This is a genomic window from Ramlibacter sp. P4_H7 (genome assembly GCF_056400765.1).
Genome location: NZ_JBFUKP010000005.1, coordinates 142,335 through 168,657, shown reverse-complemented (window position 1 = coordinate 168,657; position 26,323 = coordinate 142,335). Strand labels below are relative to the sequence as shown.

Genomic DNA, 26,323 nt, shown 5'->3' with positions numbered 1-26,323 from the left:
CGGGTACTACGTATGCCCGGCCAAAGCTTGATCCGGATCAGACCGGCCGGGTGAACCGCTTGCGCGCGGCGGTGAGCCGGTCCCCGTGCTGGTGGCGGGTCAGGAGGTAGGCGCCGGCCAGCACGGTGCTGCCGATGCCCGCCAGGGTCCCGCCGCTGAAGGAGCGCGCCAGGCTGCTCGCCAGCTCCGGCGTGCGCGGGCCGGTGAGCTCCAGGCGCCTGCGGGTCATCTGCGCGCCCAGCTCGGACAGCTGGGGGCCCAGCAGGCGTTCGGCCGTGGGCAGCAGCTGGGTTTCCTCGTCGGCCACGTGGTGCATCACGTGGCGCATCAGGGTGAAGAAGGTCTCGTCGAAGGCGGGATCGGCCACCGGCATGTTGCGCAGGCGCGAGATCAGGCCGCGCATCTCGTCGTGCTCCGGCGTGCTCTTGCGCAGCACTTCGCTGTCCGCCACCACGCGCAGCGCCGGATAGAAGATCTCCTCCTCCAGCTGGGCGTGGATCTCGATGGCCAGGCAGACGTTGTCCACCAGGCCCTTCTTCAGGCGGGGCGAGGAGCCGATCTCGTACTGGTGGAAGGCCGTGAGGACGTGCGTGTGGTCCAGCCGGATCATGTTGGTGATGCTCGGAGACAGCTGGGACATCAGGGAAGGCATGGGGCAGGTCCTCGCTTGGCGGCTATTGCGCGCATTGGAGCGCGGATCGCCCGGATCCGCGTGTCGGATGGTGACGGTGTGTTCGCCCCCCCGCGCGGCCGTTGCCCTGTCGGCGCGCCCGTACGCCATGTGTCGTATGGCCGGGCCAGGGGGTGCTGCCTAGCATCAGCTCGTCTTTTCCCAACGCACCTGGAGTCACACATGCAACGTCGATTCACCCTCAAGGCCCTGACCGCCGCGGTCGCGCTGGCCGGGGCCGGCCTTCCCGCCTTCGCCGCCGACACCATCAAGGTCGGCATCCTGCACAGCCTGTCCGGCACCATGGCCATCTCCGAGACGGTCCTGAAGGACACCGCGCTGATGGCGATCGACGAGATCAATGCCAAGGGTGGCGTGCTGGGCAAGAAGCTGGAGCCCGTGGTGGTCGACCCCGCGTCCAACTGGCCCCTGTTCGCCGAGAAGACCAAGCAGCTGCTGACCCAGGACAAGGTCGCCGTGGTCTTCGGCTGCTGGACCTCGGTGAGCCGCAAGTCCGTGCTGCCGGTCGTCGAAGAGCTCAACGGCCTGCTGTTCTACCCGGTGCAGTACGAAGGCGAAGAGCTGTCCAAGAACGTGTTCTACACCGGCGCCGCGCCCAACCAGCAGGCCATCCCGGCAGTCGAATACCTGATGAGCAAGGAAGGCGGCAGCGCCAGGCGCTTCGTCCTGCTGGGCACCGACTACGTCTATCCGCGCACGACCAACAAGATCCTGCGCGCGTTCCTGAAGTCCAAGGGGATCGCCGACGCCGACATCATGGAGGAGTACACCCCCTTCGGCCACAGCGACTACCAGACCATCATCGGCAAGATCAAGAAGTTCTCCGGCGAAGGCAAGAAGACCGCGGTGATCTCCACCATCAACGGCGACTCCAACGTGCCCTTCTACAAGGAACTGGGCAACGCCGGCCTGAAGGCTAAGGATGTCCCGGTGGTTGCCTTCTCGGTGGGCGAGGAGGAACTGCGCGGCGTCGACACCAAGCCGCTGGTGGGCCACCTGGCCGCCTGGAACTACTTCATGTCCGTCAAGAACCCGACGAACACCGAGTTCACCAAGAAGTGGGCCGCCTACGCCAAGGCCAAGAACATTCCCGGCCACAAGGACAAGCCGCTGACCAACGACCCGATGGAAGCCACCTACATCGGCGTCCACATGTGGGCGCAGGCGGTGGAGAAGGCCAAGTCCACCGACACCGACAAGGTGATCGCCGCGATGGCCGGCCAGACCTTCAAGGCGCCGTCAGGTTTCACGGCGACCATGGACGCGAAGAACCACCACCTGCACAAGCCGGTGTTCATCGGCGAAGTGAAGGCCGATGGCCAGTTCAACGTGGTGTGGAAGACGCCCGGCCCGGTGAAGGCCAAGCCCTGGTCGCCCTTCATCGAAGGCAACGACAAGAAGAAGGACGAGCCGGACGGCAAGAGCAAGGTCTGACCGGCAGTTCCTCCCTCCCCCTCTGGGGGAGGGCAGGGGTGGGGGCGCCCCGGCGTGCCCTCACCCCCAGCCCTCTCCCCAGGCGGGWGGGGGAAAGTCAGGACACTCAAGTGTGGGCAGCGCGCTGCCCACCCTCCAGGCTCCTCATGATCCAACGACTCCTTCTCCTGGTGGCCATGCTTGCCGCCGGCGCCGCGCACGCCCTGACCGCCGACGAGGCGAAAGCCCTCGCACTCGGTGAATCCGACAGCCGCATCGAAGCGCTCAACAAGGCCGCCGCCACGGCGGACGAACGCACCGCAGCCTTCCTGCAGGCGATGGCCGACGACGCCGTAAAGACCGCGGGCGGCCGGGTCTTCATCGTGCGCGACGACAAGGCGAGCGATCCGGTCACCGGCGCGGCGCTGCCCCTGCCGGCCGATGCCGAGGACGTGATCAACAACAACCGCATGCGCGGCGAACTGGACAGCGCGCTGGCGGCGCTCAAGCTGTTTTCCAAGGACCCAGCCGTGCGCCGCGCCGCGGTCAAGGAACTGCAGAAGGAACCGGACGAATCCAAGCTGGCCCTGATCGAGAAGGCCTATGCGGCCGAAGCCGATGGCGCGATCAAGGAGCAGCTGGGCCTGGTGCGCGCGGCGGCGCTGCTCTCCAGCAGCGACAAGGCCAGGCGGCTGGAGGCGGCGCAATTGCTCGCCGGCAGCCGCAGTCCGTCCACGCGCAGCCTGCTGCTGCAGAAGCTCAAGGACGAAGCGGACCCCGACGTCAAGGCGGCGCTGCAGGCCTCGGTGCGCAGCATGGAAAGCTCGCTGGTGTGGGGCGAGCGCGCCGCCGCGGTCTTCTCCGGCATCAGCCTCGGCTCCATCCTGCTGCTGGTGGCGCTGGGCCTGGCGATCACCTACGGCCTGATGGGCGTGATCAACATGGCGCACGGCGAGCTGATGATGATCGGCGCCTATGCGACTTACGTGGTGCAGGGCCTGTTCCAGAAGTACCTGCCCGGCGCCTTCGACTGGTACCTGCTCGCCGCCGTCCCCGTGTCCTTCGCCGCCTCGGCGGCGATGGGGGCGATCCTGGAGCGCGGCGTCATCCGCTTCCTGTACGGCCGGCCGCTGGAGACGCTGCTGGCCACCTGGGGCATCAGCCTGATGCTGATGCAGCTGGTGCGCTCGGTCTTCGGCGCGCAGAACGTCGGCGTGGAGAACCCCAGCTGGATGAGCGGCGGCGTCGTGCTGCTGCCCAACCTGCAGCTGCCCTACAACCGGCTCGTGATCATCGCCTTCGCCTTCGCGGTGCTGCTGGGCATGGCCTTCCTGATCGCGCGGACCCGGCTGGGCCTGTTCGTGCGCGGCGTCACGCAGAACCGGCCGATCGCTTCCTGCATGGGCGTCAACACGGCGCGCGTGGACACCTATGCCTTCGCGCTCGGCTCCGGCATCGCGGGCCTGGCCGGCTGCGCCCTGAGCCAGGTCGGCAACGTCGGGCCCGACCTTGGCCAAGCCTACATCGTCGACGCCTTCATGGTCGTGGTGCTGGGCGGCGTCGGCCAGCTCGCGGGCACCGTGTACGCCGCGCTGGGCCTGGGCATCCTCAACAAGTTCATCGAGGGCTGGGCCGGCGCGGTGCTGGCCAAGATCGCGGTGCTGGTACTGATCGTGGTGTTCATCCAGAAGCGGCCGCAGGGTCTGTTCGCGGTGAAGGGAAGGAGCGCGGAAGCATGAGCGCGGTGCTGCCTCCCAATGCCGTTCTGGAACCCTCCCCCCCCGGGGGAGGGCAGGGKGGGGGCGCTGCGCTCGCCCCGCAGCCGCATCATGCGGGGAGCGCCCCCACCCCAACCCTCCCCCAGCGGGGGAGGGAGGAATTCCTGCCGCAGCGCAAGCCGCTGTTGACGAAAACCGGCTGGTCCGCCTTCCTGTTCGCGCTGATCCTCGTCTGCACGGTCGCGCCGCTTCTCAACCTGGTCGTGCCCGAGAGCAGCGTCTTCCACCTGAGCGACTACGCCGTCGCACTCATCGGCAAGATCATGTGCTACGCGATCGCGGCGCTGGCGATGGACCTGATCTGGGGCTACACCGGCATCCTGTCGCTGGGACACGGGCTGTTCTTCGCCTTGGGCGGCTATGCGATGGGCATGTACCTGATGCGGCAGATCGGCCGCGACGGCCACTACCACAGCGACCTGCCGGACTTCATGGTGTTCCTGGACTGGAAGACGCTGCCCTGGCACTGGACCTTTTCGGACAGCTTCCTCGCCACGCTGGTGCTGATCGTCGCGGTCCCCGGCATCGTCGCCTTCGTGTTCGGCTACTTCGCCTTCCGCTCGCGCATCAAGGGCGTGTACTTCTCCATCATCACGCAGGCGTTGACCTTCGCGGCGATGCTGCTGTTCTTCCGCAACGAGACGGGCTTCGGCGGCAACAACGGCTTCACCGACTTCAAGCGCATCGCCGGGATCGCGATCGCGACGCCGCAGCTTCGCATGAGGCTGTTCGTGCTGACCGGCGTGACGCTGCTCGCCTTCTTCCTGTTCGCGCGCTTCCTGGTGGCCAGCAAGTTCGGCCGCGTGCTGCAGGCGATCCGCGATGCCGAGTCGCGCGTCATGTTCTGCGGCTACAACCCCATCGGCTACAAGCTGGCCATCTGGACGCTCAGCGCCGTCATGTGCGGCATCGCCGGCGCGCTCTATGTGCCGCAGGTGGGCATCATCAATCCCGGCGAGATGAGTCCCGCCAACTCCATCGAGATCGCGATCTGGGCCGCGGTGGGCGGGCGCGCCTCGCTGGTGGGGCCCATCGTGGGCGCCTTCCTGGTCAACGGCGCCAAGAGTTGGCTGACCGTCGCCGCGCCGGAGTTCTGGCTGTATTTCCTGGGCGCGCTGTTCATCGCCGTCACGCTGTTCCTGCCCGAAGGGGTGGTGGGCCTGGTGAAGAAGTGGAGGAAGGCCGCATGACGCCCGACCTGATGGAGGAGGGCGCGCGCCGGGTCACGGCCTATGCGCAGGCGGCCGCGCGCCACCGCACGGCATCGGGCGGGCGCGCCGCCGGCTTCGCGCGGCCGATCGTGCCGGGCGAGGTCGACACCACGCACGGCCGCATCCTGTACCTGGAAGACGTCAGCGTGAGCTTCGACGGCTTTCGCGCGATCAACAAGCTGTCGCTGGACATCGCTCCGGGCGAGCTGCGCTGCATCATCGGCCCGAACGGCGCGGGCAAGACGACGATGATGGACATCATCACCGGCAAGACGCGGCCCGACGCGGGCACGGTCTTCTTCGGCAGCACCATCGACCTGCTGCGCTACAAGGAGGCCGAGATCGCCCAGATGGGCATCGGCCGCAAGTTCCAGAAGCCCACGGTGTTCGAGCAGCTCACGGTCTACGAGAACCTGGAGCTGGCGCTCAAGACCGACAAGGGCGTGCGGGCCTCCGTGTTCTTCCAGCCGGACTCCGCGGACAGCGACCGGCTGGCCGACGTGCTGCACACCATCCACCTCGACGGCAGCGTGAACCGGCTCGCCGGCACCCTGAGCCACGGCCAGAAGCAGTGGCTGGAGATCGGCATGCTGCTGATGCAGGACCCGCGGCTGCTGCTGCTGGACGAGCCGGTGGCCGGCATGACCGACGAGGAAACCGCGCGCACCGCCGAACTGTTCCTGTCGCTCAAGGGCCAGCACTCGCTGATGGTGGTGGAGCACGACATGAACTTCATCAAGACGATCTCGGAGAAGGTCACCGTGCTGCACGAGGGCGCGGTGCTCGCCGAGGGCACGCTGGAACAGGTGCAGGGGGACGAGCGCGTGATCGAGGTGTACCTGGGCCGCTGACATGCTTTCCATCAAGAACGTCAACCAGTACTACGGCGGCTCGCACATCCTGCGCGACGTGAGCCTGGAAGCGCGGACCGGCGAGGTCACCGTCATCCTGGGCCGCAACGGCGTGGGCAAGACGACGCTGCTCAAGTCGCTGATGGGCCTGGTGCCGATCAAGACCGGCAGCATCGAGTTCGACGGCCGCGCGATCCAGGGCGCCACGCCCTACCAGCGCGCGCGCGCCGGCATCGGCTTCGTGCCGCAGGGCCGCGAGATCTTCGCGCGCCTGTCGGTGGAGGAGAACCTGCGCATGGGCCTGGCGACCAAGCCCGGCGGCACGCCGGTCCCGCAGGAGCTGTTCGAACTCTTCCCGGTGCTGCGGCAGATGCTGCACCGGCGCGGCGGCGACCTCTCCGGCGGCCAGCAGCAGCAGCTCGCGATCGCGCGGGCGCTGGCGGCGCGGCCCAAGCTGCTGGTGCTGGACGAGCCCACCGAGGGCATCCAGCCCAGCATCATCAAGGACATCGGCCGGGTGATCCGCATGCTGGCCGATCGCGGCGACATGGCCATCCTGCTCGTGGAGCAGTACTACGACTTCGCGCAGGAACTGGCGGACCACTACCTGGTGATGGAACGCGGCGAGGTGATCGCGCGCGGGCGCGGCAAGGACATGGAAGCCCAGGGCGTGCGCCAGCTGGTCGCCATCTGAAGCTGGCGCGCCAGCCGGAGCGGTCCTACCGCGGCTGGCGCTGCTCCCCGGCATATCGCAGCCGGGTCTCTCCTTAAGCTGGGAACCAGTCCAACCCAAGGAGATTCACATGCCCGTCATTCTCTGGCTGCTCGGCGTCCCGGTCCTCGTGGTGCTGCTGCTGATGTTCCTGCACATCATCTGAGCCCCGAAAACCCCGACGAGGCCGCAGCGCGTCAACCGCGCGGCGGCCTTTCTTTTTGCTCTCCGGGCGTGCCCTTCACCTCCTCCATCTGCTCGCTGTTGCGGCCTGCCACGTCGCCGGCGTCGCCGCCCTCGAAATCCTGCGCGGCCGCCGGCGGCAGTTCTTCCTCCTGGTTCGTGTACGGCTGGCGGCCCTTCCCGCCGTCCCAGCTCACCTCGTTGCGGTAGCCGTGTTGCGCGCGCGGCGCGCTCTCGTCCTTGCGCATCCCCTTCGGGTCGTCTTGGTTCATGGTTCGCGTCTCCAGAATGACCGACCCGCCGAAGCTCATGCTTGCGGCGGGTCGCGTTGCAGGAGGGCAGCGCACGCGCTGCCCGGCTTGCCCGATCGCTTAGTTGTTGCCCAGCGTGCGGGTGTTGGGAACCAGCAGCACGGGGTCGGAGGTCCGGGGTTCGATGGTCACCGAGGCCTGGCCTTGCGGCATCACCACGGTCTCGACTTCACGGATCAGGCCACCGCCGGCCACGGTACCGTCGACCTCGCCCCGGCCCATCATGCGGGCGCGGCAGGCGGCGCGGTCTTCACCGGCGGCGTGGACGTCGCAGCGCGCCAGGGCCATGTCCTGGTAGTTCTCCAGGCGGCCGCGATTCTTCTCGGCCGCGGCGTTGCGCGCTTCCTTCAGGCAGGTCTCGCGGTCCTGTTGGGTCTGGCCGCTCAGGCAGGCATTCACCTCGGAGCGGTAGCTGCCGGAGTTGTCGATCGCGGCGGTGCCGGGGAAGGTGGCGTCGGCCGAAGTCGTGGCGACCTGGGCGGTGGCGGCACCGACCGCAAGCAGGGCGGCAGCACCGAAGGACAGCATGCTCTTGATGGATCGGTCCGTCTTTTTCATGGGGGATCTCCTTGCATTCGATCAATGTTCGATCAATGCATGCAGTGTGGTCGGCGGGCGGTTCGGCGGCTGCCGGACAGCCCCGCCCACCGGCGACGCCGCCGGGCCCATGGTCGGGTAGGACGGAGCCTTCCCGCCGCGCAGGTCAGAAGGTCCAGCCCCGGGGCTCGGTGGGCGGCAGCTGCCACAGCAGCGGTCGCCAGGCCCGGCGCACGGCCTTCAGCAGCTGCAGGGCCGGCTCGACCAGCGGTGCCAGCACGCGCACGACCACCACCCGCGGCCCAGGCGCCGTTGCCCCGGCGCTGGCCGCGAGCGCATGCGGCTCGATCACGGCCCGCGCCGCATCCAGCAGCTGTTCGCGCTTTGGCCGCTGGAGGTCTTCGCCGAAGGCCAGGAAGAGGCTGGCCAGGCAGCGGTGGCCCGCCAGGCCCAGCGGCCCGTCCAGGAGCCGGGCGTCGTCGGCGGCGATGCGTCCGCGCTCCAGCCAGGCGCCCTCCAGCTCCAGGTGCTGCACCACGCTGCCGCGCACGAAGGGCTGCTGCGCCTGCGGCAGGCCCAGCGCGGCGATGTCCCAGGCCAGCAGCGCCGCGCCTGGGGCGAGCTGCAGGTGCAGCCGGTTGGCGGCGCGGCAGCCGCTGTAGTAGAGCGCCTCCAGCGGCAGCCACTCCAGGCGCGCGCCGGGCTGCATGCGGATGCGCACGTCCTGCAGGGCCAGTTCGCCGTCGCTGCGGTAGAAGCGCGAGGCGCCCGGCGTGGTGACCAGGCCGTGGCTGCCCTCGCCCACCTCCACCTCGACCTGCAGGGTGTCGCCGCCGACCAGGCCGCCGGGCGGATGCACCAGCACGTTGTGGCAGACGCCATCGCCTTCGGGCCACATGCTTTGCAGGATACGCAACGGACCGTCGTGGGCGAAGCGGGCGACACTGCGTCCGCCTTCGCGCGCGTAGTCCAGGCGCAGCTGCGCGTGCCAGGCCATGCTGCGATCCTCAACCGGCCTGCGAGCCGCGGTGCGCCCAGGCGGTGGTGTGCTTTTCGATCGCGCTGAACAGCTCGTACATCGCCATGGCCATCGCGCTGATGGTCACGAGGCCGGCGAACGCCAGCGGCATGCGCTGCTGGCTACCGGCGGACTGGATCAGGTTGCCGATGCCGCTGTCGCCCGCGGTCATCTCGGCCAGCACCGTGCCGACGAAGGCCAGCGTGATCGCGATCTTCAGCGAGCCGTAGAAGTAGGGCAGGGAGCGCGGCAGGCCTACCTTCACCAGCACGTCCCAGCGGCGCGCGCCCAGCACCCGCAGCACGTCCTCCAGCTCGGGCTCCAGCGTCGCGAGGCCGGTGGCGATGTTCACCATGATCGGGAAGAACGAGATCAGGAAGGCGGTGAGGATGCCCGGCCCGATGCCGATGCCGAACCACACCACGAGGATCGGGACGATCGCCGCTTTCGGCACGGCGTTGAAGCCGACCATCAGCGGGTACAGCGCCGCATAGGCCATCCGCGAGGAGCCGATCAGGAAGCCGAGCAGCACGCCCACCAAGATCGCCAGGCCGAAGCCCACCAGCGTCACCCAGAAGGTGCTCCAGGCGGCGGCCAGCAGCGGGCCCTTGAACTCCGCCATCTGCCGGAGGATTTCCCAGGGGCTGGGGAACAGGTACTCGGGTACGGCCAGCGCCTGCACGATCACCTGCCACAGAATGACGACGGCGACGGCCAGCAGCACCGGCGCCCAGCGTTCGGCATGGCGCTGGTTCATTGCGCCACCTCCGCGCCCGTCTTGCGCATCGCGCCGATGTGCCCGCGCAGTTCGTGCACGATGTCCGTGAACTCGCGCGTGTAGGTGATCTCCAGGTCGCGCGGCCGGGGCAACTCGATCTGCCGCTGCACGATGAAGCGGCCGGGGCTGCGGCTCATCACGTACACCGTGTCGGCGAGGAACACCGACTCGCGCAGGTCGTGCGTCACCAGGACCACGTTGAAGCGCTGCTCCATCCACAGGTCGCGCAGGATGCACCACAGCTCCTCGCGGGTGAACGCGTCCAGCGCGCCGAAGGGCTCGTCGAGCAGGAGCATCTTGGGCTCGTGGATCAGCGCGCGGCAGATGCTGGCGCGCTGCTGCATGCCGCCGGAAAGCTGCCAGGGGAACTTGTCCTCGTAGCCCGCGAGGCCCACCTTGCGCAGCAGCGCGCGGGCGCGCTCCTCGTACTCGCGACGCTTCTGCTTGAACTGGCCGCGGTAGGGCTCGACGATCTCCAGCGGCAGCAGCACGTTGTCCACCGTCGTGCGCCAGGGCAGCAGCGACGGCGCCTGGAACGCCATGCCGGAGATCTTCAGCGGCCCGGTCACCGGCTGCCCGTCGATCAGGATCTTTCCGCGCGAGGGCGGGCGCAGCCCGGTCGCGAGCTTCATGAAGGTGGACTTGCCGCAGCCCGAGGGGCCGACGATGGCGATGAACTCGCCCTGCCGCACCTGCAGGTCGATGGCTTCGACCGCGAACTGGCCCTCGCGCAGCAGGTCGTCGTTGTAGGCGAGCCAGACGTCGCGAAAGTTAATGAAGGCTGTCATGGGAGGCGGTACGCAGTGGGGCGGGCAAGCTTCGGCGACAATGCGGACAATGATGTCGCTTTCCGGCCGGCCCTTCGGGGCCGTTTTGTTGTGGGCTCTGATGGGGCCGTCCGCGCTGGCCGCCGAAGCGGCTGGGGACGCGAAGGAGACAGCCGCCTTTTGGCGCCTGACCTTTTCGCCGCTGGCGGTCCACTACCACTACGAGCCCACCCACCGTTACGTCTGGGGCCTGGGCGTGGAGCGCCAGGGCGACGACGACTGGCTGGCGGGCCTGGCCTACTTCCGCAACTCCTTCGGCCAGCCGAGCGGCTTCGCCTATGTCGGCAAGCGCTACCCGGGGCTGTTCGGCAAGGAGCAGGCTTTCGGGCAGCTCTCGGGTGGCATCCTTTATGGTTACCGCGGCGAGTACAAGAACGAGGTCCCGTACAACCACCACGGCTTCTCGCCCGGCGCCATGGCCAGCCTGGGCTGGCAGTTCGACCGGAACCGGGCGGTGACCGTGCACTTCCTGGGCACCGCCGCGCTCATGGTCCAGCTCAGCTACGACCTGCACTGAGGCTCATTTCCTCGCGGGCGGCAGCACGTTGAGTTCGGCCTTGGTGGGCAGGAAGCTGCCGTTCCACACTTCCTCGGGCTTCACGCGCGTCTTGGTGGCGAAGGCATCCGACACCTGCGAGGCCATCAGCGAGAGACGCGCCGGGTCGACCTGGCCGAAGCCTTCGGCGCGCGCATCCGGGCTGGCGATCACGTCGTTGATGGCCATCTTGAAGCGGCGCTTTTCCAGCTCGATGTTGGCGATGCCGTCGCGTGCCTTGATGGTTTCGGCGGCGGCGTCCGGGTTGGCCATCGCCTCCTTCGCGCCCTTGGCGAAGGCGGACAGGAAGGCCTTGATCGCCGCCGGGTTCTCCTTGATCAATTTTGGGCTGGCGATGATCACGTTGCCATAGAGCTTCACGCCGTATTGCGGGTAGGGCAGCGTCACCACGTCCTCCAGCTTGACGCCGCGCGCCTCCAGGTTCAGCAGCGAGGTGAAGGTGAAGCCGGTGATCGCGTCGACGTCGCCGCGGGCCAGCATGGTCTCTCGCAGCGGCGGGTCCATCGAGACCCAGGTCACGCCGGAGATCTGGTTGGCCTTCTGGAAGATCGGGAAACCGCGGCGGCCGGCGTCGAACACGGGCGCGCCCAGCTTCTTGCCGGTGAGGTCCTTGGGGCTCTTGATGCCGGACTTCTTCAGCGCCATCACCGCAGCCGGCGTGTTGTTGTAGACCATCATGACGGCCACCGGCTTGTTGGGCGCGTCGGGGTTGTTGGCGTGGAACTCCATCAGGGCCGCCAGGTCGGCGAAGCCCATGTCGTAGGTGCCGCTGGCCACCCGCTGCACTGCGGCGCCGGAGCCGGTGCCCGCATCCACGGTGACGTCCAGCCTGGCGTCCTTGAAGTAGCCCTTGGCGGCGGGCACCAGGAACAGCGCGGCCGGACCTTCGAACCGCCAGTCGAGCTGGAACTTGATCGGGGTGTTGGCCTGGGCGTGGACGTTCGCGCTGGCGGCGAGCGCGACCGCGCCCATGGTCTGCAGAAAAACCCTCTTGTGCATGAGTAGCTCCGGGAATGCGGGAAAAGATGACCCAGGGGGAGTTAGCAAGATCGGTGCCGTCGAGCTCGGATCCCGCGCCCGCCATTGTCGCGCCTGCCGGGATGGCAGCCCGACGGGGCTAACCCGTGAAAAAGAACGGGCTGACGGTGCGACTTTGTCCGACGCTGCCACGCGCCCGACCCGCACCCCTTCGCTTTACGGGTGACTACGCCCGGGAGTCCGGGGCACAACCATAGTGAGCTGCACCGGCCCTCCCCTGGGCAGGTGGACGCGGTCCCCCAGGACCGTGGGCCGACCATCAACAAGACGCCGTTCGCGGCAAAAGGAGTGCGACTATGGGTTTTTTGATTTGGTTGATCATTGGCGGTATCGTCGGCTGGCTGGCCAGCCTCGTGATGCGCACTGACGGCCAGCAGGGCATCCTGCTGAACGTCGTGGTGGGTATCGTGGGTGCTTTCCTCGGCGGCTGGCTGATCTCCCCGCTGGTGGGCGTTGGCACCATCAACCAGGGCATCAGCATCGGCTCTGTCGTTGTGTCCCTGATCGGCGCCGTCATCCTGCTGGCGATCGTGAACCTGTTCCGCCGCGGCCGCGTCCGCTAAGCGACAGTTCCAGAACAAACGAATCCTGCGGGCTTGCCGTCCGCGTGCAAGGAGCGCCCAGGCGCTCCTTTTCTTTTTTGGCGAGCGCCCCGGCGCTTTTTTTTGCGCCTCCGCACGGGCGCTACCATCGGCGTCCTGTCTGGAAGGCGAACGGCGATGGAGCAGCAAGTGAGCAACCGCAATGGCGCAGCAGCGCGGTGATCCGCGGCAGGCGCAGGCCCTGCTTGCGCTGGCCATGAAAGCCGTGGCGGCCGGCGACGCGGCGGCCGCGCTCGACCTGCTGCGACGTGCGCATGCCGCGGACCCGGCCCATCCGGAAATCGCCTTCCGCCTCGGGCTCGGGCTGCGCCAGTCCGGCGAGCCGGCGGCGGCACTGTCCGCGTTCGACCGCGCGCTGGCGATCGCGCCGGGCCATCCCGCCATCCTCAACGCCCGCGGCCTCGCCCTGCGCGACCTGGGCCGCCTGCCGGATGCGCTGGCGGCGTACGAGCAGGCGCTGGCGCGCATGCCGCGCTTCGCCGAGGCGCACAACAACCGCGGCGTGGCGCTGCGCCAGCTGGGGCGCATGGATGCGGCGGTGGAAGCGTTTCGCGCCGCCGTCGCGGCCCAGCCGGAACAGGCCGAAATCCACAACAACCTCGGCTGGACGCTGCACCTGGCCGGTCGCTACGAGGAAGCGCTGGCCTGCTACCAGCACGCCTTGCGGCTGCGGCCGGACGACGCGCAGGTGCTCAGCAACCTGGGCGCCACGCTGCACAAGCTGGCGCGCCACGGGGAGGCGGTGGAGGCGCTGGAGCGATCGCTCGCGCTGCAGCCCGCTTCCTGGCAGACGCTGATGAACCTGGGCGTGGCGCTGTCCGGGCAGGGCCGCAACGAGGAGGCGCTCGCCGCCCTGGACCGCGCGCAGGGGCTGGCTCCGGACGAGCCCGACCTGCTGGTCGATCGCGGCAACGCACTGCTCGAACTGGGCCGGCACGATCAAGCCCTGGCCGTGTACGAGCGGGCCCGCAGCGCGCGGCCCGACGACGCGGAGGTGGCCATGAATATCGCCAACGCCTGGCGGCAGGCCAACCAGCATGCGCTGGCGTGGCCCCGGTACGAGCAGGCGCTCGCGCTCGCACCGGACAACCCGGACATCCGCTTCAACTATTCGCTCTCGCTGCTCGCGGACGGCGACTACGGGCGCGGCTGGGCGCTGTACGAGTCGCGCTGGCAAGCGCGGCACCTGCGCCAGGTCGAGCCCGATTTCGGCGTGCCCAAATGGCTGGGCCAGGCCGACCTCGCCGGCAGGACGCTGCTGCTGTGGGACGAGCAGGGTCTGGGCGACACGCTCTGGATGTGCCGCTACGTGCCGCTGCTGGCCGCGCGCGGCGCGCGGGTGATCCTGAAGGTGCAGCAGCCGCTGGTGGAGCTGCTGCGCGAGGGACTGCAAGGCGCGGCCGCCGTGCTGGGCCCGGACGACGCAGTGCCGCCGTTCGACCTGCACTGCCCGCTCATGAGCCTGCCCTTCGCCTGCGGCACGACGCTGGCGACCGTGCCGCAGGACGTGCCGTACCTGCGGCCCGCGCCGCAGCGCGTGCAGCGCTGGCGCGAGGCGCTGCGCTCGACGCGCCCGAACATCGGCCTCGCCTGGACCGGCAACCCGCGCTTCGCCACCGACTACCGGCGTTCCCTGTCGCTCGCGCAGCTGCTGCCCTTCCTGCCGGAGGGCGCGGACTACTGGTGCCTGCCCAAGGACCTGCCGGAGCGCGAGTCCGCGCTGCTGCAGCAGACCGACCGCATCCGCCGCTTCGAGGACCGGCCGTTCAGCGACACCGCCGCGCAGATGCTCGGCATGGACCTCATCGTCACCACCGACACCTCGATCGCCAACCTGGCAGGCGCGCTCGGTTGTCCGGCCGTCGTGCTGCTGGGATTCAGTTCGGACCTCCGCTGGCTCACCACGCCGGCGCGCACGCCCTGGTACCCGACGCTGGAGCTGCTGCGGCAAGCCGCGCCCGGCGCCTGGGACGAGAGGCTCGCGCAGGTGCGCGATCGCATCGCGGCGCTGGTCGCGAGGTCTTAGAAGCTCCCTCCCCCTCTGGGGGAGGGCTGGGGTGGGGGCGCTGCCAGGTTCCGAGCGCCCCCATCCCGGCCTTCCCCCAGAGGGGGAAGGAGAAAACCGCTAGGAACGCACCGCGCTCGCCGACACCAGCGCCGTCATGTTGACGATGCGGCGCACGGTGGCCGAGGGCGTGAGCACGTGCACCGGCGCCTTGGCGCCCAGCAGCATCGGGCCCACCGTGACGCCGTGGCCGCCGGTCATCTTCAGCACGTTGAACAGGATGTTGGCGGAGTCCAGCGTGGGGCAGATCAGCAGGTTGGCCTCGCCCGTGAGCGAACTCTCCATCAGGCTGTCCTGCCGCACCTTCTCGGACAGCGCCGCATCGCCCTGCAGCTCGCCGTCACACTCGACGTCCGGCGCCAGCTGCACGAACAGGTCGCGCGCCTCGCGCATCTTGGCCGCCGAGCCGCGCTGGGAAGAGCCGAAGTTGCTGTGCGACAGGAAGGCCACCTTGGGCGGCAGGCCGAAGCGGCGCACCTCCGCCGCCGCCATCTGGGCGATCGCGGCCAGCATCTCCGCGTCGGGGTCCTCGTTGACGTAGGTGTCGGCGATGAACAGCGTGCGCTCGGGCAGCATCAGCGCGTTGAGCGTGGCGAAGCCCTCGCTGGGCCGGTGGCCGATCACGTCGCGCACGTGCTGCAGGTGGTGCTCGAAGCGGCCCACCATGCCGCACAGCATGCCGTCGGCGTCACCCAGGTGCACGGCCAGCGCGCCGATCAGGGTGTTGGAACGCCGCACCGCCGCCTTGGCCGCTTCCGGCGTGATGCCGTCGCGTCCCATGATGCGGTGGTAGGTCTCCCAGTACTGGCGGAAGCGCGCGTCGCTTTCGGGGTTGACCACCTGCACGTCCTGGCCCAGCTTCAGGCGCAGGCCGGCCTTGGCGATGCGCGCTTCGATCACGGCGGGGCGGCCGATCAGGATCGGCTGCGCCAGCTTGTCGTCGACGGCCAGCTGCGCGGCGCGCAGCACGCGCTCGTCCTCGCCCTCGGCGTAGGCGACGCGCTGCGCCGTCGACTTCTTGGCCGCCGAAAACACCGGCCGCATGATCATTCCGGTCTGGTAGACGAAGCGCGTGAGGCTCTGCGTGTAGGCGTCGAAGTCCTGGATCGGCCGCGTGGCCACGCCCGATTCCGCCGCCGCGCGCGCCACCGCCGGCGCGATGCGCAGGATCAGGCGCGAGTCGAAGGGCGTGGGAATGATGTAGTCGGCGCCGAAGGACAGTTCCTTGCCGGCGTAGGCGTTCGCCACTTCCTCGCTGATGTCGGCCTTGGCCAGCTGCGCGATCTCGCGCACGCAGGCGAGCTTCATCGCTTCCGTGATCTTGGTGGCGCCGCAGTCCAGCGCGCCACGGAAGATGTAGGGGAAGCACAGCACGTTGTTCACCTGGTTCGGGTAGTCCGAACGCCCAGTGGCGATGATGCAGTCGGGCCGTGCGTGCAGCGCGATCTCGGGCCGGATCTCCGGCTCGGGATTGGCGAGCGCCAGGATGATCGGCTTGCTGCCCATGGTCTTCACCATCTCGCCGGTGAGCACCCCGCCGGTGGAGCAGCCCAGGAACACGTCGGCGTCCTTCACCGCATCGGCCAGCGTGCGCCGCGAGGTGTCCTGCGCATACTTGGCCTTGGACTCGTCATAGCCGCCGGGGCGTCCCTGGTAGATCACGCCCTTGGAGTCGACCACCAGGATGTTGCGCGGCGAGACCCCGAGGCCGACCAGCAGGTCCAGGCAGGCGATGGCGGCGGCGCCGGCGCCGGAGGACACCAGCTTGACCTCGCCGAGCTTCTTGCCCACGAGTTCCAGCCCGTTGAGAACGGCGGCGCCGGAGATGATCGCGGTGCCGTGCTGGTCGTCGTGGAACACCGGGATGTTCAGGCGCTCGCGCAGCTTCTTCTCGATGTAGAAGCATTCAGGCGCCTTGATGTCTTCCAGGTTGATGCCGCCCAGCGTCGGCTCCAGCGCGGCGACGATGTCCACGAGTTTGTCCGGGTCGCGTTCGGCCAGCTCGATGTCGAACACGTCGATGCCGGCGAACTTCTTGAACAGGCAGCCCTTGCCCTCCATCACCGGCTTGCCGGCCAGCGGCCCGATGTCGCCCAGGCCCAGCACGGCGGTGCCGTTGGTGATCACGCCCACCAGGTTGCCGCGCGAGGTGTACTCGTAGGACAGCGAGGGATCGGCCTGGATGTCCAGGCAGGGATAGGCGACGCCAGGCGAATAGGCCAGCGACAGGTCACGCTGGTTGGACAGCGGCTTGGTCGGCGTGATGGAGATCTTGCCCTTGGTGGGCAAGCGGTGGTATTCGCGGGCGGCGTCGCGCAAGGCCTCTTCGGCCTGGGATTTTTCGATGTTCATGAAATGTCTCCGAAAGCGGCTACCAAGCAGACGCTACCGGGTTTTCGGGCCCGGGGTGTGCGTGCAACTTCATTTTTGGGCCGGGGCTTGATCCAGCTCAGTCCACGGCCGCTCGACGGGTTGCGGTCCAGGCCTGCAGCTTCTCGCGGGCCCGGTTGTGCGCCGGGTCCATCATGTCGTCGTGGTGGGACCGCTTGGCGCACAGCTCCACCACGTAGCCGTTGGGGTCGCGGAAGTAGATCGAGTCGATGAACCCATGGTCGGACACGCCGCGGGTCTCGATGCCTTCGGCGCGGCCGCGCTCGTGCATGCGGCGCAGCTCCTCCGGCTCGACCTCCAGGGCGATGTGCAGGTCGAAGTCGTGCTGCGGCTTGAATTCGAACGGCATGTCGGCGGCCTCGAAGAAGGCGATGAACGAGCCGTCGTCCAGCCGGTAGAAGCTGTGCAGGGTCTCGGTGGCGCGGCCGCTCTTGGTCTCGCGGATCTCCAGCACGCCGGCCAGCGGCAGGCCCAGGAAGTCCTCGTAGAAGTGGCGCGTCTGTTCCGAGTCGCGGCAGCGGTAGGCGGCGTGGTGCAGCTTGCGGATCACAGCGTCACCATCGGCTGGTCCTTCAGCGTCGTGGCATAGCCGCTGATCGCCTCGTGTACCTTGTTCCAGCTCGGCAGCGCTTTCATCCGGGCCAGCCAGGCGCACACATTGGGGTAGTCTGTGAACGAGCAGCGCGCCACCTCGCCGGCCCCCACCATCGCGGCGCCCATGTAGTCGGCGATCGTGATCTGGTCGCCGCACAGGTACTTGTTGCCCGAGCCCAGGATCGACTCGTCCAGCACCTTCAGCCAGTTGGCCGCGCGCTCCTTGCCCCATGCGATCTGGCCCTGCTGGAAATCGGCCGTGGGCCGCTTCATGAAGCCGAAGATCTGCGGGTAGACGAAGCCGTAGTTGAACTCCCGGTTGAACTGGGTGTTGAACCAGTCCATGCGCTCGTTGACGCGGGCGCGCTGCTGCAGGTCCTTGGGATAGCCGGGCGAGCCGGTCTTGTCGGCCAGGTACTTGAGGATGGCGGAGACCTCGGTCAGCCGGAAGCTGCCGTCTTCCAGGACCGGAATCAGGTGGTTCGGGTTGACCGATTCGAACGGCTTGCCGTACTGCTCACCGGTGAAGATGTCCACCAGTTCGTAGTCCAGAGGGATGCCCGCTTCGGCGGCGTAGAGCATCGCGGGACGGCAGCTGGTGGAAGCGGGGTGGTAGTACAGCTTCATGGCGAGCCTCCGTGCTCGTGGATGGGGCAGCCATGCTACTGCCGCAGGTGCCCCCCCACAACCTCGCTTCGCGTCAGCTCAACCGTTGGTGGCCACCGCGTGCTGCGCCAGCGTCTCCAGCGCCTGCACCAGCGCCGAGTGGTCGGACTGCGCCAGCCCCAGGGCGGCGCATGTCTGCATCAGCTGCGCGGCCATGGCCGTCTGCGGCAAGGCCAGGCCCAGGCTGCGCGCGCCCTGCAGTGCGAGGTTCAGGTCCTTCTGGTGCAGCGCGATGCGGAAGCCAGGTGCGAAGGTGCGCTTGATCATGCGTTCGCCGTGCACCTCCAGCACGCGCGAGGAGGCGAAGCCGCCCATCAGCGCCTGCCGCACGCGGGCGGGATCGGCGCCGGCCTTGGCGGCGAACACCAGCGCCTCGGCCACGGCGCCGATGTTCAGCGCCACGATGATCTGGTTGGCCACCTTGCAGACCTGGCCGTCGCCCACGGCGCCGACGTGCGTGATGTTCTTGCCCATCAGCGCCAGCAGCGGCTGCACGCGCGCAAAGCCCGCCTCGCTGCCGCCCACCATGATGCTCAGGCTGGCCGCCTTGGCGCCGACCTCGCCGCCGGACACGGGCGCATCGAGGTAGTCGCAGCCGAGATCGGCGATGCGCTTGGCGAATTCGCGCGTCGCGATGGGATCGATCGAGCTGCAGTCCACCACGGTCTTGCCCTTGGCCAGGCCCGAGGCCACGCCGTATTCGGCGAACAGCACCTGCTCCACGTCCGGCGTGTCCGGCACCATGAGGAACACGATGTCCGCCCGTTCGGCCACGCCGCGGGCGTTGGTGCAGACGGTGGCGCCGCTGTCGGCCAGCGCTGACGGCAGCTTGCCGCGCGTGTGCAAGAACAGCTGGTGTCCCGCGGCGAGCAGGTGGCCGGCCATGGGTGCGCCCATCACGCCCAGCCCGATGAAGCCGATCTTCAGTCCCGATTTCGTCATTGCGCCAATTCCTTGATCCAGCCCAGTCCCTCGGTGGTGGTGGTGCGGGGTTTGTATTCACAGCCGATGTAGCCCTTCCAGCCCAGCGCGTCGAGGTGCCGAAACAGGAAGGCGTAGTTGATCTCGCCGGTGCCGGGCTCGTTGCGTCCGGGGTTGTCGGCCAGCTGGATGTGGCCGATCTGCGGCAGGTAGCGCTGCAGCGTGGCGGCGAGTTCGCCCTCCATGCGCTGCGCGTGGTAGATGTCGTACTGCACGAACAGGTTGTCGGAGGCGACCTCCTCGAGGATCGCGATCGCCTGGTCGGTGCGGTTCAGGAAGAAGCCGGGGATGTCCCAGGTGTTGATCGGCTCGATCAGCAGGCGGATGCCCGCGCCGCGCAGCGTGTCGGCCGCATAGCGCAGGTTGGCGACGAAGGTGGCCTGCGCCTGCTCGCGCGTCACGCCGCCGGGCAGCTTGCCGGCCAGGCAATTGAGCTGGCCGCAGTCGAGCGCGTTGGCGAACAGGATGGCGCGGTCGACGCCGGCGCGGAACTCGTCGACGCGGCCCGGGTGGCAGGCGATGCCGCGCTCGCCGGCGGCCCAGTCGCCCGCGGGCAGGTTGTGCAGCACCTGCTTGAGGCCGTTGGCGCGCAGGCGCGCGGCCAGTTCCTCCTTCGGGAACTCATAGGGAAACAGGTACTCCACGGCGCCGAAGCCGGCGGCTTTCGCGGCCGCGAAGCGGTCCAGGAAGGGCAGCTCGGTGAAGAGCATGCTCAGGTTGGCGGCGAAGCGCGGCATCAGACGGTCTCCTCTTCGAATTCGGCGATCTTGTCGATCTCGGCGCCCATCGGGATGTTGGTCACGCGCTCCAGGATCACTTCCACCACCACGGGCACCTGGAACTCCTTCATCCAGGCCTCGGCCTGCGCGATGGCGGGCGCGAGTTCGTCCGGCTTGTGCACGCGGATCGCCTTGCAGCCCAGCCCCTCGACCACCTTGACGTGGTCCACGCCGTAGCCGCGCTCGGGGGCGGCCTCGTCGGCGATGTTGATGTTGTCGAAGGCGAGCTGGACGCAGTAGTCCATGTCGAAGTTGCGCTGCGCCTGGCGGATCAGCCCCAGGTAGGAGTTGTTCACCACCATGTGGATGTAAGGCAGCTTGAACTGCGCGCCCACCGCCAGCTCCTCGATCATGAACTGGAAGTCGTAGTCGCCCGAGAGCGCGACGATGCGGCGCGACGGGTCCGCGGCGCGCACGCCCAGCGCCGCCGGCACCGTCCAGCCGAGCGGGCCGGCCTGGCCGCAGTTGATCCAGTTGCGGTCCTTGTACACGTGCAGGTGCTGCGCGCCGGCGATCTGCGACAGGCCGATGGTGGTGACGTAGGTGGTGTCGCGGCCGAAGGCGTGGTTCATGCCCTGGTACACGCGCTGCGGCTTCATCGGCACGTTGTCGTAGTCGGTGCGGCGCTGCATCGTCTGCTTGCGCTCCAGGCAGTCGGCGGCCCAGGCGGTGCGGTCCTTCAGCCGGCCCGCAGCCTTCAGTTCGCGCGCCACGTCCACGAACAGCTGCAATGCGGCCTTCGCATCGGAGACGATGCCGAAGTCGGGCGCGAACACGCGGCCGATCTGCGTGGGCTCGATGTCCACGTGCACGAACTTGCGGCCCTTGGTGTACACCTCGACCGAGCCGGTGTGGCGGTTGGCCCAGCGGTTGCCGACGCCCAGCACGAAGTCGCTGGCCAGCATGTTGGCATTGCCGTAGCGGTGGCTGGTCTGCAGGCCGCACATGCCGGCCATCAGCGGGTGGTCGTCGGGGATCGCGCCCCATGCCATCAGCGTCGGGATCACCGGCACGCCGGTGAGCTCGGCGAACTCCACCAGCAGGTCGGCCGCATCGGCGTTGAGCACGCCGCCGCCGGCGACGATCAGTGGCCGTTCCGCGTGCTGCAGCATGGCGATCGCCTTCTCGGCCTGGGCACGGGTGGCCGCGGGCTTGTACGCCGGCAGCGGCGCATAGGTCTCGGGGTCGAACTCGATCTCGGCCATCTGCACGTCGACCGGCAGGTCGATCAGCACCGGGCCCGGGCGGCCCGAGCGCATCAGGTGGAAGGCCTGCTGGAAGGTGCCCGGCACCTGGGCCGGCTCGCGCACCGTCACCGCCCACTTGGTGACCGGCTTGGCGATGGACTCGATGTCCACCGCCTGGAAGTCCTCCTTGTACAGCCGTGCCCGCGGCGCCTGGCCGGTGATGCACAGGATCGGGATGGAATCGGCCTGGGCGGAATAGAGGCCGGTGATCATGTCCGTGCCCGCCGGCCCGGACGTGCCGATGCACACGCCGATGTTGCCGGGCGCCGCCCGCGTGTAGCCCTCGGCCATGTGCGACGCGCCCTCGACGTGCCGTGCCAGGATGTGCCCGATCGTGCCCTGCTTGCGCAGCGCCGCGTAGAACGGGTTGATCGCGGCCCCGGGGACGCCGAAGGCCTGGGTGATTCCTTCTTTCTCCAGCACCCAGGCCGCGGCCTGGGCTGCAGTCATCTTCGCCATGCTTGAACTCCTTGTGAACTGGTCACGACTCTAGGAACCGCGGGGCCATTGAAGAAGAGGGCTGGAGTCCATAAGATTTATTCCATTCAGGAATAGGTGGGCGCGATGGACCGGTTGCAGGCAATGGAAATGTTCGTGCGGGTGGTGGAAACGGGCAGCTTTTCGAAGGCGGCCGTCGAGTTCGCGACCACCCAGCCCACGGTGACCAAGCAGGTCGCGGCCACCGAGGACCGGCTGAAGGTGCGGCTGCTCAACCGCAACACGCGCGGCGTCAGCCTGACCGAGGCAGGTGCGCTGTACTACGAAAAGTGCAAGGACATCGTGCGCCAGGCGGAGGAGGCCGACAACGTCGTGCGCGTGAAGCAGACCCAGGCGCAGGGCCTGCTGCGCGTGGGCAGCTCGGTCGCCTTCGGCCGGCGCGTGATCGTGCCGCTGGCGCTGGACTTCATGCGCGAGCATCCGCAGCTGCAGGTGGACCTGAGTTTCGAGGACCGCTACACCGACCTGGTGGCGCAGGGCGTCGACATCGCCATCCGCATGGGCAAGCTGGCCGATTCGGCGCTGGGCGCGCGCTTCCTGGGCACCAATCCCTGGCTGATGGTCGCCTCGCCCCGCTACCTGAAGAAGGCGGGCGCGCCCCGCCGCCCCGCCGACCTCAGCGCGCACGACACCCTGATCTACAGCAGCGTCCAGGGCAACGACGTGTGGCGCGTGCTGGGTCCCCGCGGCGAGGCCGTGACGGTGCCGGTCACCGCGCGCCTGCGGTCCAACAACCTGTCGGCCGTGCTGGCGGCGGCGCGCTCGCACATGGGCATCGCGGCACTGCCGTGGTACGTGGCGCAGGACTCGCTGCAGGCCGGCGCCATCGTCGAGGTGCTGAAGGGCCACAGCCTGCCCGAGCAGGAGATCCACGCCGTGTACCCCTCGCCCAAGCTGGTGCCGCAGAAGGTGCAGGCCTTCATCGCCTTCCTGCAGGGCCGCTTCGGCCCGCGCTGGTGGGAGAGCGTGCCCAAGTCGTAGAGGCTGTCGCAGAGGCGGTTTCGCAGGCGGGGGCTTTCCTCAGGCTGAGCTTTCCGAAGGCGGGGCTCCGTAGGCTGGGGTGAGCGCGAAGCCGAACCCCAGCGCTGGGGTGCCGCTTCGCTCGCACCGCCAGCCTACGAAGCTCCCGCTCAGGCGGCACGCCCTACTGGAGGCTCCGCACCTGTCCGACGCCTCCTGCCGGACCGTACCGGCCACTCGCTCCCTTTCCTTGCGCCATCCTGCAGGCAAGGAACGACGATGAACTCAGAGGACGCACTGCAGTTCGTGCAGGAAAGGCTGCGCCACAACCCCTTTCCCTGGGGGCGGGACGCGCGGCGGCCCGACGCCCCCCGCGTGCGCCGGCGCTTTGCCGTGGAGATCGCCAAGGGCGAGCACCGCACTTTCGAGCGGGTGGACGACAGCGTGCTGGTGGTCTGCGCCAGCGGCAACCTGTGGATCACCCACGACGGGGATCCAAAGGACGTGATCGTCGGCGCCGGGGAGCAGTACCGGGCCGCGCGCGAGGATGCCATGCACCTGTTCGCGCTGCAGCCCTGCGTGCTGGAGATCCAGTTCGACGACGACGTCGTCGAACACTGAGCTCAGGCTGCCGCGCTGGGCAGCGGCCGGCCGGCGAAGAACGCGGCCAGGTTGTCCATCACGCGCTGCGCCATCGCCTCGCGCGTCTGCACGGTGGCGCTCGCGATGTGCGGGACCATCACCACGTTGTCGAGCGCGAACAGTTCGTGCGGCACCTGCGGCTCGCGCTCGAACACGTCGAGGCCGGCGCCGCCGATGCGTTTCTCCTGCAGAGCCTTCACCAGCGCCTGCTCGTCGACGACGGTGCCGCGCGACACGTTGACCAGGAAGCCCTTGGGACCCAGGGCGTCGAGCACCTTGGCGTCGATCAGGTGGCGCGTCTCCGCTCCGCCGGCGGTGATCACCACCAGGAAGTCGGCCCAGCGCGCCAGCTCCAGCAGCTGCGGCTCGTAGGTCCAGGTCACGCCTTCCACGGGCTTGCGGCCGTGGTAGCGCACGTCCATCTCGAAGCCGCTGGCGCGCTTGGCGATGGTGCGGCCGATGCGGCCGAGGCCGACGATTCCCAGCTTCGCGCCGCTGACCTTGCGGCCCAGCGGGAAGGGCGTCGCGGGCTTCTGTTCCCAGCGGCCGGCGCGGACGAAGCGGTCGCCCTCGGGGATGCGCCGCCCGGTCGCCAGCACCAGGCCGAAAGCGAGGTCGGCCACGCAGTCGTTCAGCACGTCGGGCGTGTAGCCCACCGGGATGCCGCGCCGCGATGCCGCCGGCACGTCGATCTGGTCGAGGCCCACGCCGAAGCTGGAGATGACCCGGATCTTCGGCAGCGCGTCGATCAGGGCCGCGGTGGCGCCGCCGGCGGCGGAGGTCACCAGGCCATCGAATTCGGCGCCGCGCGTTGCGAGGAAGGCGTCGCGCTCGGGGCCGGCCGGCGGCAGGCGGTGCACGGTATAGGTTTCGGCCAGCTGCTTCTCCAGGGAAGGCAGCAGGGACAGGGCTTGCAGGAGGACGGGGCGTTGGCTCATGGTCAGTTCACGGTGATCTTGCGGTCCTTGATGATCTGCGCGTAGCGCTTGCGGTCATTGTCGATCAGGGCGGAGAACTGCGCCGGCGTGTTCGCCGCCGGCACCGCGCCGAGCTGCACCAGCTTGTCCTTCACGTCGTCGCGCGCAACGATCTCGCGCACGTCGGCGGAGATCTTCTCGACGACCTCCCGGGGCGTTCCGGCCGGCGCCAGCAAGCCGATCCAGGAAATGCTGTTGAAGCCCGGCACCGCCGCCTCCGCGAGGGTGGGCACGTCCGGAAAGGCGCTCACGCGCTTGTCGCTGGTGACGGCCAGGGCGCGCAGCTTGCCGGCCTTGATGTGCCCGCTGGCTTCCAGCACGGTCATGAAGGACAGCTGCACATGGCCGGCCAGCAGGTCGCCGATGGCCGGGCCGCCGCCGCGGTAGGGCACGTGCAGGATGTAGCTGCCGGTCGCGTCCTTGAACATCTCCGCGGCGAGGTGCGGGCCGCCGCCGGCGCCGGAGCTGCTGTAGCTCAGCTTGCCGGGCTGCGACTTCGCCAGCGCCACGAATTCCATGACCGTCTTCGCCGGCACGTTCGGGTTGACCATCATCGCCAGCGGCAGCTCCGCCACCAGCGCGATCGGCGCGAAGGCCTTGTCCGGGTCGTAGGGCATCTTCGGGTACAGCGAGGGATTGATCGCCTGCGTGCCGATGTTGCCCATCAGGATCGTGTAGCCGTCGGGTCGCGCCTTGGCCACGACGTCGGCGCCGATCTGGCCGGCCGCGCCGCCCTTGTTGTCGACCAGCACCGGCTGGCCCCACTTCCTGGAGAGCTGCTCCGCGATGATGCGGGCGCCGGTGTCGGTGCCGCCGCCGGGCGGGAAGGGCACGACCAGCGTGACGGGACGCGTGGGCCAGGCGCCCTGCGCGAAGGCGGATGCGGCGGCCAGCGAGAGCAGGGTCGCGCTCAGCAGTCTCTTCATGGGGGAGGTCTCCTTGTACGGCACAGTGTAGGCAGCCGATCGATTCGAGTCCAAGCCAGAATGTGGATGGCTCGATGCAAAATGTGGATCGATGCTCGACCTCTTCCAGCTGCGCTGCTTCGCCGCCGTCGCCGAGGAACTTCACTTCGGCCGCGCCGCGCAGCGCCTGCACATGACCCAGCCGCCCCTGTCGCGGCAGATCCAGCTGCTGGAGCACGCGGTAGGTGTGCAGCTGCTGGAGCGCACCAGCCGCAGCGTGCGGCTCACCGCCGCCGGCGCGGTCCTGTACCGCGACGCCCAGGCGCTGCTGCGGCTGGCCAGCCAGGCGGCCGACGCCGCCGCGCGCACCGGCCGCGGCGAGGCAGGCCGGGTGGTGGTGGGCTACACCGCCGTGTCGGGGTATTCGCTGATCCCGCAGCTGCTGGCGGCGGCCGGCCAGGCCCTGCCCGGCATCGAGATCGTGCTGGAGGAGATGGTGTCCTCCGAGCAGCTGCGCGCGCTGGAAGAGGACCGCATCGACATCGGCTTCGTGCGGCCGCTGCAGGCCACCGGGGCGCTGCAGTACCACCGGGTCGCGCGCGAGCCCATGCTGCTGGCCTTGCCGGCGCGCCATCCGCTGGCCGCCAGGACGCGCGTGCGACTGCAGGACCTGGCGGGGCAGCCGCTCATCATGTATTCGGAAAAGGAGGGCCGCTACTTCCACGAGAAGATCGTGGCGCTGTTCCGCGCCGGCGCCGGTGCACCGCACTACGTCCACCACATCGGCCAGACGCACACCATCATGGCCCTGGTTCGCGCGGGCATCGGCCTGGCGATCGTGCCGGCATCGGCGGGCCAGCTGCGCTTCGAAGTGGTGTTGCGGCCGCTGTGGCGCAGCGACGTGTTCGCCGAGATCTACCTGGCCTGGCGGGGCGACGCACGCAATCCGGCCCTGGCGCCGCTGCGCGACTTCTTCATCCGGCAGCTCGCGCAGCCGCCGGCGACGCGTCCGCCCCGCCGCGCTTCGGCGCGCCGCGCCTGAGCGCCGGCCGGGCGCCGACGCAGATGCCGGCGAGTGTCGGCAGCGAACCCGCCGACCGCATCGACCCCCA

The 26,323-nt window shown here is 68.9% G+C and carries 26 protein-coding genes; 11 read left to right on the top strand and 15 right to left on the bottom strand.

Going from position 1 to position 26,323, the window contains the following annotated elements; translation table 11 throughout:
- Nucleotides 1-37: 37 nt before the first annotated feature.
- Nucleotides 38-652: a hemerythrin domain-containing protein gene (locus tag AC1DSA_RS09380; protein WP_477888356.1), complete on the bottom strand. Its 615-nt coding sequence runs from the start codon at nt 650-652 to the stop codon at nt 38-40.
- Nucleotides 653-853: 201 nt separating this feature from the next.
- On the opposite strand from AC1DSA_RS09380, the gene urtA reads away from it, so the two are divergent.
- The 5 genes from urtA (at nt 854) to urtE (ending at nt 6,638) form a co-directional block, all read left to right on the top strand.
- Entirely contained in the window at nt 854-2,125 is a 1,272-nt protein-coding gene (urtA, locus tag AC1DSA_RS09375; RefSeq protein ID WP_477888354.1) for an urea ABC transporter substrate-binding protein, read from the top strand.
- Between the two features lie 146 nt (nt 2,126-2,271).
- Complete coding sequence (urtB, locus tag AC1DSA_RS09370; protein WP_477888353.1) at nt 2,272-3,843, top strand: urea ABC transporter permease subunit UrtB; 1,572 nt, start codon at nt 2,272-2,274, stop codon at nt 3,841-3,843.
- 164 nt (nt 3,844-4,007) lie between these two features.
- Nucleotides 4,008-5,072: an urea ABC transporter permease subunit UrtC gene (gene urtC / locus AC1DSA_RS09365; protein ID WP_477888352.1), complete on the top strand. Its 1,065-nt coding sequence runs from the start codon at nt 4,008-4,010 to the stop codon at nt 5,070-5,072.
- Complete coding sequence (gene urtD / locus AC1DSA_RS09360; RefSeq protein ID WP_477888351.1) at nt 5,069-5,944, top strand: urea ABC transporter ATP-binding protein UrtD; 876 nt, start codon at nt 5,069-5,071, stop codon at nt 5,942-5,944. The genes urtC and urtD overlap by 4 nt, the downstream gene beginning before the upstream one ends.
- Nucleotide 5,945: 1 nt before the next feature.
- Complete coding sequence (gene urtE / locus AC1DSA_RS09355) at nt 5,946-6,638, top strand: urea ABC transporter ATP-binding subunit UrtE (RefSeq protein WP_477888350.1); 693 nt, start codon at nt 5,946-5,948, stop codon at nt 6,636-6,638.
- 215 nt (nt 6,639-6,853) lie between these two features.
- Here urtE and AC1DSA_RS09350 read toward each other — a convergent pair whose 3' ends face one another.
- The 5 genes from AC1DSA_RS09350 to AC1DSA_RS09330 all read right to left on the bottom strand — a co-directional run bounded on the left by AC1DSA_RS09350 (nt 6,854) and on the right by AC1DSA_RS09330 (nt 10,271).
- The gene (locus AC1DSA_RS09350) at nt 6,854-7,111 is read right to left on the bottom strand and encodes a hypothetical protein (protein WP_477888348.1); all 258 of its coding nucleotides are present in this window, start codon (nt 7,109-7,111) and stop codon (nt 6,854-6,856) included.
- Between the two features lie 99 nt (nt 7,112-7,210).
- On the bottom strand, nt 7,211-7,708 hold the full coding sequence (locus tag AC1DSA_RS09345) for a hypothetical protein (protein WP_477888346.1): 498 nt from the start codon (nt 7,706-7,708) through the stop codon (nt 7,211-7,213).
- A 145-nt stretch (nt 7,709-7,853) separates the two neighbouring features.
- Nucleotides 7,854-8,684 (bottom strand): urease accessory protein UreD, encoded by an 831-nt coding sequence (locus AC1DSA_RS09340; protein ID WP_477888344.1) that lies wholly within the window; start codon nt 8,682-8,684, stop codon nt 7,854-7,856.
- 10 nt (nt 8,685-8,694) lie between these two features.
- Complete coding sequence (locus AC1DSA_RS09335; protein WP_477888342.1) at nt 8,695-9,462, bottom strand: ABC transporter permease; 768 nt, start codon at nt 9,460-9,462, stop codon at nt 8,695-8,697.
- On the bottom strand, nt 9,459-10,271 hold the full coding sequence (locus tag AC1DSA_RS09330; protein WP_477888340.1) for an ABC transporter ATP-binding protein: 813 nt from the start codon (nt 10,269-10,271) through the stop codon (nt 9,459-9,461). The genes AC1DSA_RS09335 and AC1DSA_RS09330 overlap by 4 nt, the downstream gene beginning before the upstream one ends.
- Before the next feature lie 49 nt (nt 10,272-10,320).
- Between AC1DSA_RS09330 and AC1DSA_RS09325 the strand changes: the two genes are divergently transcribed.
- Complete coding sequence (locus tag AC1DSA_RS09325) at nt 10,321-10,827, top strand: ABC transporter ATP-binding protein (RefSeq protein ID WP_477888338.1); 507 nt, start codon at nt 10,321-10,323, stop codon at nt 10,825-10,827.
- 3 nt (nt 10,828-10,830) lie between these two features.
- Here AC1DSA_RS09325 and AC1DSA_RS09320 read toward each other — a convergent pair whose 3' ends face one another.
- The gene (locus AC1DSA_RS09320) at nt 10,831-11,865 is read right to left on the bottom strand and encodes an ABC transporter substrate-binding protein (RefSeq protein ID WP_477888337.1); all 1,035 of its coding nucleotides are present in this window, start codon (nt 11,863-11,865) and stop codon (nt 10,831-10,833) included.
- Nucleotides 11,866-12,200: 335 nt separating this feature from the next.
- Between AC1DSA_RS09320 and AC1DSA_RS09315 the strand changes: the two genes are divergently transcribed.
- Together AC1DSA_RS09315 and AC1DSA_RS09310 are read left to right on the top strand one after the other, a co-directional pair.
- A complete protein-coding gene (locus tag AC1DSA_RS09315; protein ID WP_171563779.1) occupies nt 12,201-12,467 on the top strand; it encodes a GlsB/YeaQ/YmgE family stress response membrane protein in 267 nt (88 codons plus the stop codon).
- Between the two features lie 181 nt (nt 12,468-12,648).
- Entirely contained in the window at nt 12,649-14,532 is a 1,884-nt protein-coding gene (locus tag AC1DSA_RS09310; protein ID WP_477888335.1) for a tetratricopeptide repeat protein, read from the top strand.
- 99 nt (nt 14,533-14,631) lie between these two features.
- On the opposite strand, the gene AC1DSA_RS09305 is transcribed toward AC1DSA_RS09310, so the two are convergent.
- The 6 genes from AC1DSA_RS09305 to gcl all read right to left on the bottom strand — a co-directional run bounded on the left by AC1DSA_RS09305 (nt 14,632) and on the right by gcl (nt 21,688).
- Nucleotides 14,632-16,923, bottom strand: a complete 2,292-nt coding sequence (locus AC1DSA_RS09305; protein ID WP_477888333.1) for an NADP-dependent malic enzyme — start codon at nt 16,921-16,923, stop codon at nt 14,632-14,634.
- 97 nt (nt 16,924-17,020) lie between these two features.
- Nucleotides 17,021-17,512, bottom strand: coding sequence for a VOC family protein (locus AC1DSA_RS09300; RefSeq protein ID WP_477888331.1), 492 nt, complete (start codon nt 17,510-17,512; stop codon nt 17,021-17,023).
- Nucleotides 17,509-18,183 carry a glutathione S-transferase family protein gene (locus tag AC1DSA_RS09295; RefSeq protein WP_477888329.1) on the bottom strand — a complete coding sequence of 225 codons (675 nt, stop codon included), beginning with the start codon at nt 18,181-18,183 and terminating at the stop codon, nt 17,509-17,511. The genes AC1DSA_RS09300 and AC1DSA_RS09295 overlap by 4 nt, the downstream gene beginning before the upstream one ends.
- Before the next feature lie 78 nt (nt 18,184-18,261).
- Nucleotides 18,262-19,164 carry a 2-hydroxy-3-oxopropionate reductase gene (locus AC1DSA_RS09290; protein ID WP_477888327.1) on the bottom strand — a complete coding sequence of 301 codons (903 nt, stop codon included), beginning with the start codon at nt 19,162-19,164 and terminating at the stop codon, nt 18,262-18,264.
- Nucleotides 19,161-19,940, bottom strand: a complete 780-nt coding sequence (gene hyi, locus AC1DSA_RS09285; protein WP_477888325.1) for a hydroxypyruvate isomerase — start codon at nt 19,938-19,940, stop codon at nt 19,161-19,163. Before hyi ends, AC1DSA_RS09290 begins: the two co-directional genes overlap by 4 nt.
- The gene (gene gcl / locus AC1DSA_RS09280) at nt 19,940-21,688 is read right to left on the bottom strand and encodes a glyoxylate carboligase (protein ID WP_477888323.1); all 1,749 of its coding nucleotides are present in this window, start codon (nt 21,686-21,688) and stop codon (nt 19,940-19,942) included. The genes hyi and gcl overlap by 1 nt, the downstream gene beginning before the upstream one ends.
- 105 nt (nt 21,689-21,793) lie before the next feature.
- On the opposite strand from gcl, the gene AC1DSA_RS09275 reads away from it, so the two are divergent.
- Together AC1DSA_RS09275 and AC1DSA_RS09270 are read left to right on the top strand one after the other, a co-directional pair.
- On the top strand, nt 21,794-22,708 hold the full coding sequence (locus tag AC1DSA_RS09275; protein ID WP_477888321.1) for a LysR family transcriptional regulator: 915 nt from the start codon (nt 21,794-21,796) through the stop codon (nt 22,706-22,708).
- Nucleotides 22,709-22,966: 258 nt separating this feature from the next.
- Nucleotides 22,967-23,308 carry a DUF2917 domain-containing protein gene (locus AC1DSA_RS09270; protein WP_477888320.1) on the top strand — a complete coding sequence of 114 codons (342 nt, stop codon included), beginning with the start codon at nt 22,967-22,969 and terminating at the stop codon, nt 23,306-23,308.
- Nucleotides 23,309-23,310: 2 nt separating this feature from the next.
- Here the strand turns inward: AC1DSA_RS09270 and AC1DSA_RS09265 are convergent, their stop codons facing one another.
- Complete coding sequence (locus AC1DSA_RS09265) at nt 23,311-24,267, bottom strand: 2-hydroxyacid dehydrogenase (RefSeq protein ID WP_477888318.1); 957 nt, start codon at nt 24,265-24,267, stop codon at nt 23,311-23,313.
- A 2-nt stretch (nt 24,268-24,269) separates the two neighbouring features.
- Nucleotides 24,270-25,232 (bottom strand): Bug family tripartite tricarboxylate transporter substrate binding protein, encoded by a 963-nt coding sequence (locus AC1DSA_RS09260; RefSeq protein ID WP_477888316.1) that lies wholly within the window; start codon nt 25,230-25,232, stop codon nt 24,270-24,272.
- A gap of 91 nt (nt 25,233-25,323) precedes the next feature.
- On the opposite strand from AC1DSA_RS09260, the gene AC1DSA_RS09255 reads away from it, so the two are divergent.
- Nucleotides 25,324-26,253, top strand: coding sequence for a LysR family transcriptional regulator (locus tag AC1DSA_RS09255; protein WP_477888314.1), 930 nt, complete (start codon nt 25,324-25,326; stop codon nt 26,251-26,253).
- Nucleotides 26,254-26,323 lie beyond the last annotated feature (70 nt).